Here is a 6,278-nt window from a genome sequence, read left to right on the forward strand (position 1 = left end):
CCGAAAGCCACCTGAAAGACTGAGCCAATGAGTTCCGCCCCACCCGCCTCGGACGACCGACGATTCGTGCTGACCCTCGGCTGCCCGGACCGTCCGGGCATCATCGCCCGGATCACCTCGTTCATCGCCGAATTCGGCGGGTCGATCGTCGAGGCGGGGTACCACTCCGATGGCGATACGGGCTGGTTCTTCACCCGGCAGGCGATCAAGGCGTCGACGGTGCCGTTCGGGCTCACCGAACTGCGAGACCGGTTCGCGGAGGTCGCCGCCGAATTCGGGCCGAAGACGGAGTGGCAGCTGCACGATTCCGGCGCCCGGCGCCGGGCGGTGCTGCTGGTCAGCAAGGACGGGCACTGCCTGCACGACCTGCTCGGCCGCGCGGCCAGCGGCGAGCTGCCCGCCACCATCGAGGCGGTGATCGGCAACCATCCGGATCTGGCCGAGATGACCGAGGCGCACGGCGTGAAATTCCACTACGTGCCGTTCCCGAAGGATCCGGCCGAGCGCGGCCCGGCCTTCGCGCAGGTGCGCGCGCTGGTCGACGCGCACGATCCGCATGCGGTGGTGTTGGCCCGGTTCATGCAGGTGCTGCCCGCCGAACTGTGCGAGTACTGGGCGGGCCGGGCGATCAATATCCACCACAGCTTCCTGCCCTCATTCGTCGGCGCTCGCCCGTATCACCAGGCCTTCGCCCGCGGCGTCAAGCTGATCGGCGCAACCTGCCACTACGTCACCGCGGAATTGGATGCGGGACCGATCATCGAACAGGACGTCATCCGCATCGACCACGCCGACGATGTGCGCGACATGGTGCGGCAGGGCCGGGATATCGAACGGGTCGTGCTGGCCCGCGGCCTGCGCTGGCATCTGGAGGGCCGGGTGTTGGTACACGGCCGCCGGACCGTCGTCTTCTCCTAGGATCCCAAAGGATTTTCCAGACCTGGCGAGCACTGGGACGGCGGGGTGGGCCTCTGCGACGAAGGGCGCCCGCCCCGCCGTCCCGGCACTCGCCGGGCCGACGGTGTCAGCCCGCGATCTCGGCGACTTGTGTTGGGTGATCGACGGATTCGAGCACCCGCGCCAGTTCGGCGTTGAATTCCCGGTACGCCTCGACATTGCCGAGATGCCCGGTGCGCAGCACGTGGTAACGCGCCAGACTGCCGGTCTCGCGCAGTATTTCGACGATTCGCTCCGAATGCGACGGCGGCGTCATGTCATCCAGCGACCCGGCCAGAATTGTGGTGGGCACCACCAGGTTTCGCGCCGCATCGCCCAGATCCATATCGGCGAGCAGCAGGCCGAACCGGGCGCGCACCCGAGCCGGGCAGGATCGCACGATATTCATGCCGTAGCGCACCGTTTCCGCATCGCATTCCCTGCTCATCACCGTGTCGGCGAAGATCCAGCGCACCGGCGCGACCGGCGGGAATACCAGGGGTGTGCCGAGCGCGGCACGACCGATGAAGCGCGGCAACGGGATTCGCATATGCAGCAGCGGCAGCTCGCTATTCACAAACGGGACAACGGTGGTCGCGGCGATCAGCCCGTCCGGTGCGGTGTTGGTCAGCAGTACGGCGTGCGCCCGCTCGGTCACCCGGTCCGGGTAGCGCCGCGCCCACGCCTGCAATGTCATACCGCCGAGGCTGTGTCCGGCGAGCACCGCGCGCTGTCCGGGGCGTAGTGCGGCGGTGAGCACCGCATCCAGATCGTCGGCGAGCAGATCGCAGTCGAGGTGGCTGTTGCCGAGTTCGCTTTCGCCGTGCCCGCGCTGGTCGTAGGCGATCACCCGGTAATCGCCCGCGAAGGCGTTGATCTGGGCGTTCCAGTACTCGATGGCGCAGCTCCAGCCGTGCACCAGCACGAGGACCGGACGGTCGGCGGGTCCGTAGGCGTGTACGCGCAGCCGCGCGCCGTCCCGAGTGGTCACCGGGATGGTTTCGGGCACAGCGGTCGGGGGGTTGTATGCCGAGGTCGCGTAGGTACGCGAGCGCAGATCGGCGCGGTGCGCATCCAAAAACTGGCGGATGCGCCCGGGGGTCGGCAACGGTGCACGCATCGGACACTCCTTTGTGTTACTGCTCGATACAGTAAACCCGATTCGCGCCGCTTGCCAGTGCAAGCACCCGAAAAGTTATGCGTGGTTCTGCCGCGACAGCGCGAACCCGCGCGCGAAAACGTCTCCTACCAGCGCGGACCCCGCTGGATCTCATCCACCTTCGGCCGCACATCCGCCAGATAGATACCGGTCGCCACGATCGCGAGCACACCGATGAACGGCATGGACAGCCCGAGGAACAGCAGCGCGGCCAATGCCGCGGCCAGAATCGTCATCCAGATGGGCTTGGTCAACTTGTCCACGGCCGTGAACGCGTCCGGACGCTGCCGGACCGCGTGGATGAGCGCGAAGATCGTCGCCCCCAACGCGCCCAGCCAGAGAACGAACATGATGAGCCCGGTCAATCCGTGCACAAAGGTCACTTACCCATGATAGAAGGAACGCCCCCGCACACCAGGGGTGTGCGGGGGCGTTGCGAAAGTCCTTCTTACTCGGCCTTCTTGGGCGCGGCCTTCTTGGCGGTGGCCTTCTTCGCCGGCGCCTTCTTCGCGGCGACCTTCTTGACCTCGCCGTTCTCCGCCGGAGCCGGCTCGGTTTCGGTGGTCACCGCGACGACCTCACCATCCACCACCGGCTCGTCCTCGAGCTCCGCCTCGCCCTCGGCCTTGGCCGGGCGATTCAGCAGCCCGTTCACCCGATCGATGACCACCTCGGCGCGGCCCGCCGCATCCTTGTAGATGGTCTCGACCCGCTCGATCTGATCCTCGACCAGGTGGTTCGTCCGCAGGCGCTCCACGGTCTCCTCACCGCGGCTGGCGAGGTCTTCGTACAGGTCGAGCAGCTGGTGGTAGTACTTGTCGGCCAGCGAGCGCAGTTCCTCGGCGGTGAACTTCTCGCGCAGCTCGGCGATATCGTCGGGCAGCTCCGACGGGAGGCCGGCCAAACGCTCGCGCAGCGATTCGAACTGCGCCTGTACATCGGCGGGCACATTCGCGAAGCGCTCGCGCGCCTCCTCGACCCGGCCGGAAAGGTCGCTGGTGCCGGTGCGCTCGCGCACCTTGTCGACAACGTCGACGACGGCGGCGTAGATGGCGTCACCCGCACCGACGGTGGCGTAGATGGGCTTGGTCACGGTGGGGTTCTTCTCGGTCATGGTTCCTGTGTCTCCTGGCGTGACGGAGTTTCGGTTGTGCGCGGAACGTCGCTGTCCCTGTCGGGTCCCCCCGGATCGCTCGCGCCGTTTTCCCGGCGGAACGATTCGTAGATGTCCAGCAAGACCTGCTTCTGCCGTTCGGTGATCCCGGTGTCGGCGAGCAGGGCATCCCGGACCGGACTGTGCGGCCGCTGCTCCAGATAGCCAGCCCGTACGTACAACACCTCCGATGACACCCGCAGTGCCTTGGCGATCTGCGCGAGTACTTCGGCGGACGGATTGCGCAATCCGCGCTCGATCTGGCTGAGGTACGGATTGCTCACTCCCGCGAGTTGGGCGAGTTGACGCAGCGAAACTTGCGCGGCTTCCCGCTGCGCCCTGATGAAACCTCCGATGTCGTGCGCCGCGTTCGCGACGCGACCCCCGCGCTCTCCGGTGCCGGCGGATTTCTCCGCCGAACCTCCGGTGTACTCGGCGGAAACCTCGGGCTGGTCTGCCATCACTCACCTTCTGGCGGTTGTACGTGTGCAATTCTAGGACAGGGTGCTAGCTATTGCAAGCAGTCTGCTAGCACCCTTATGGCAAACATTCGGCGGCTACTTCTCAGCCACCGAATGTCAAATACGAGATCGTGTAAATCACCAGTCCGGCAATCGAACCCACGACCGTTCCATTGATGCGAATGAATTGCAGATCACGCCCAACCTGCAGTTCGATCTTCTTACTCGCCTCATCGGCATCCCACCGGGCAACCGTATCGGTGACCAGGGTGGTGATCTCCTGCGCGTAGTTCCCGACCAGATACCGCGCACCGCGATCGATCCAACCGTCGACCTTGTCCCGCATCTCGGAGCCGTCGCGCAGTCGCTCACCCAACTGCTGTACGTTCTCGGCGACCTTGCTGCGCAAGGCCGAATTGGGATCATCCGCCGACTCCAGAATCAATCGCTTGGCCGCCCGCCAGGTGGCCTCGGCCATCCCGGTGATTTCCTCGCGGCCCATGATCTGGGCCTTGATCCGCTCGGCCTTCTTGATCGTGGCATCGTCGTGCTGCAGATCGTCGGCGAATTGCTCGAGAAAGCGATTCGCCGCCAGCCGCAGCTCGTGATCCGGATTCGATCTGACCTTCCAGGTGAACTCCACCAGCTCCCGATAAATTCGCTCGGACAGCAGGACATTCACGAATTTGGGCGCCCACTGCGGCGCGTCGCGCATGACGATCCGGTCGATCGTCTCCTGACTGCCGAGCGCCCACTGATGCGCCCGCTCGGCGAGCATATCCAGCAGCGGCAGCTGCCGGTTGTCGGCAAGCAGTTCGGCGAGCACCCGCCCGATCGGCGGCCCCCACAGCGGATCCGCGATCCGCCTGACGATCGTGGCGTCGATGATCTGCTCGACGTCCTCGTCCCGCAGCACCCCGACCACCGCGCGCAGAATGGTCGAACTCTCCTGCGCCACCCGCGCCGCATGCCCGGGATCGGCCATCCAGCGACCGATCCGGAAGGAAACCTGCGCCGAGCTCACCTTGGCCGAAACCACATCGGGTGCAAGGAAATTCGTGCCGACGAAGCTGCCGAGACTGGCCCCCAGCTGATCCTTCTTCTTCCGGATGATCGCCGTGTGCGGGATGGGTAGGCCGAGCGGATGCCGGAACAGCGCGGTCACCGCGAACCAGTCGGCGAGCGCGCCGACCATGCCCGCCTCCGCCGCCGCGCGCACGAAACCGACCCAGTCGCCGCCCGTGCCACGCGATTCCAGCCAGCGACAGGTCAGGTAGATCGCCGCGGCGAGGGCGAGCAGTCCGGTCGCGATCGCCTTCATCCGGAACAGGTCGCGCTTCTTGTTCGCCTCGTCGAGTACGGACGCGAAGCCGAGCGGAGCGGGGGCGGGCACCGCCAGGTGCTCCCGGGGACCCGCGCCGTTGCGCTCCGGTGCCACGTCCGGGGCCTGCGCGCGCACCACGGTGTTGCCGGGGGATTCCTCCATGCCTCCATTCTGCGTTGCACCGGATGGGGATATGGCTTGCGCCAGGTAACCGCCGGGCGAAATACACACACCGACCGGAAGAATTCCGTCGAGAAATCTGTGGTTCGCGCCGCATCGGCGACCAAACGCGCATATCGGGGGTTGCCTGCACCTAAGCTGATAAGCCTCGGCACAAAGCCGGTGGGTTTCTGCACATACGAGCGAGGGAGCCAACGCTGTCCACCGAAGACCTTGTCGACATCGGCGAGCGCGCGGAGCGCCCGTCGGCGGTGCGCGGCGGCCGGATGGACGGCCGCAAGCGCCGGTGGCGCCAGCACAAGATCGACCGCCGCGAGGAGTTGGTCGACGGTACCCTCGCCGCCATCCGCGCCCGCGGCAGCAATGCGGGGATGGATGAGATCGCCGCCGAGATCGGCGTCTCCAAAACCGTTCTGTACCGGTATTTCTCGGATAAGAACGATCTCGTGCACGCCACCATGCAGCGGTTCATCGAGACCACGATGATGCCGCGGGTCTACGAGGCCATCAGCCTGGACGCCGACGAGTATCAGCTGGTGCGCTCGGCGCTGGCGGCCTACGTCGGAACGGTGGACGACGATCCCGAGGTCTACCGCTTCATCATGGGCAACGGTTCGGCCGATCAGTCATCGCTGGCCGAATTCGAGAAGCTGTTCGCCGAGGTTGTCGCCGCGGTGATCACCGACCGGGCCAGCGCCCGCGGCATCCAGACCGACGGCGCGCTGCTGTGCTCCTACGTACTGGTCGGCGGCATTCAACTGGCCACCCACTGGTGGACGACGAGCAAGTCCATGTCCCGCGACGAGGTGCTCGACTACCTCACGATGATGGCCTGGAGCGCCATCGAGGGCATAGCCAAGGCCGAGGGTTCCCCCGCCGTGTTCAACCGGCAACCACATGTGCTGCCGACCCCGAACCGGCCCGACAAGAACTGATCACCGACGCGCTACTCGCCGGTGGCGACATCCGGCCCTCTCGCGACCAAGTTGGGAGCGAGTCTTACGAGCGACGTTCGCGGCCCGTCTCGCGTCTCAGCGGTCGAAGCGCATGCGCCGCAGGCGCGAG

7 protein-coding genes are annotated in these 6,278 nt (G+C 66.2%); 2 read left to right on the plus strand and 5 right to left on the minus strand.

All coding sequences use genetic code 11. From position 1 onward, the window contains the following. Window positions 1-27: 27 nt before the first annotated feature. Window positions 28-918, plus strand: coding sequence for a formyltetrahydrofolate deformylase (gene purU / locus LGY53_RS38670; protein WP_225731636.1), 891 nt, complete (start codon window positions 28-30; stop codon window positions 916-918). Between the two features lie 106 nt (window positions 919-1,024). Here purU and LGY53_RS38675 read toward each other — a convergent pair whose 3' ends face one another. The 5 genes from LGY53_RS38675 to LGY53_RS38695 form a co-directional block, all read right to left on the minus strand. Continuing rightward, a complete protein-coding gene (locus LGY53_RS38675; RefSeq protein ID WP_225731637.1) occupies window positions 1,025-2,056 on the minus strand; it encodes an alpha/beta fold hydrolase in 1,032 nt (343 codons plus the stop codon). 125 nt (window positions 2,057-2,181) lie between these two features. Further along, entirely contained in the window at window positions 2,182-2,478 is a 297-nt protein-coding gene (locus LGY53_RS38680) for a DUF2516 family protein (protein ID WP_167478249.1), read from the minus strand. A 65-nt stretch (window positions 2,479-2,543) separates the two neighbouring features. Next, the gene (locus tag LGY53_RS38685) at window positions 2,544-3,209 is read right to left on the minus strand and encodes a heparin-binding hemagglutinin (RefSeq protein ID WP_225731638.1); all 666 of its coding nucleotides are present in this window, start codon (window positions 3,207-3,209) and stop codon (window positions 2,544-2,546) included. Continuing rightward, window positions 3,206-3,709: a helix-turn-helix domain-containing protein gene (locus LGY53_RS38690; protein ID WP_225731639.1), complete on the minus strand. Its 504-nt coding sequence runs from the start codon at window positions 3,707-3,709 to the stop codon at window positions 3,206-3,208. Before LGY53_RS38690 ends, LGY53_RS38685 begins: the two co-directional genes overlap by 4 nt. Window positions 3,710-3,812: 103 nt before the next feature. Continuing rightward, the gene (locus LGY53_RS38695; protein WP_225731653.1) at window positions 3,813-5,030 is read right to left on the minus strand and encodes a DUF445 domain-containing protein; all 1,218 of its coding nucleotides are present in this window, start codon (window positions 5,028-5,030) and stop codon (window positions 3,813-3,815) included. 434 nt (window positions 5,031-5,464) lie between these two features. On the opposite strand from LGY53_RS38695, the gene LGY53_RS38700 reads away from it, so the two are divergent. Continuing rightward, on the plus strand, window positions 5,465-6,148 hold the full coding sequence (locus LGY53_RS38700; RefSeq protein ID WP_225731640.1) for a TetR/AcrR family transcriptional regulator: 684 nt from the start codon (window positions 5,465-5,467) through the stop codon (window positions 6,146-6,148). Window positions 6,149-6,278 lie beyond the last annotated feature (130 nt).

This window comes from Nocardia sp. JCM 34519.1 (assembly GCF_020361265.1).
GTDB lineage: Bacteria > Actinomycetota > Actinomycetes > Mycobacteriales > Mycobacteriaceae > Nocardia > Nocardia arthritidis_A.

What these genes read in the sequence shown, in the direction of transcription:
- LGY53_RS38695 (WP_225731653.1), bottom strand. Translation starts at nt 5,030, where the DNA reads ATGAAGGCGATCGCGACCGGACTGCTCGCCCTCGCCGCGGCGATCTAC.
- LGY53_RS38690 (WP_225731639.1), bottom strand. Translation starts at nt 3,709, where the DNA reads ATGGCAGACCAGCCCGAGGTTTCCGCCGAGTACACCGGAGGTTCGGCG.
- purU (WP_225731636.1), top strand. Translation starts at nt 28, where the DNA reads ATGAGTTCCGCCCCACCCGCCTCGGACGACCGACGATTCGTGCTGACC.
- LGY53_RS38675 (WP_225731637.1), bottom strand. Translation starts at nt 2,056, where the DNA reads ATGCGTGCACCGTTGCCGACCCCCGGGCGCATCCGCCAGTTTTTGGAT.
- LGY53_RS38685 (WP_225731638.1), bottom strand. Translation starts at nt 3,209, where the DNA reads ATGACCGAGAAGAACCCCACCGTGACCAAGCCCATCTACGCCACCGTC.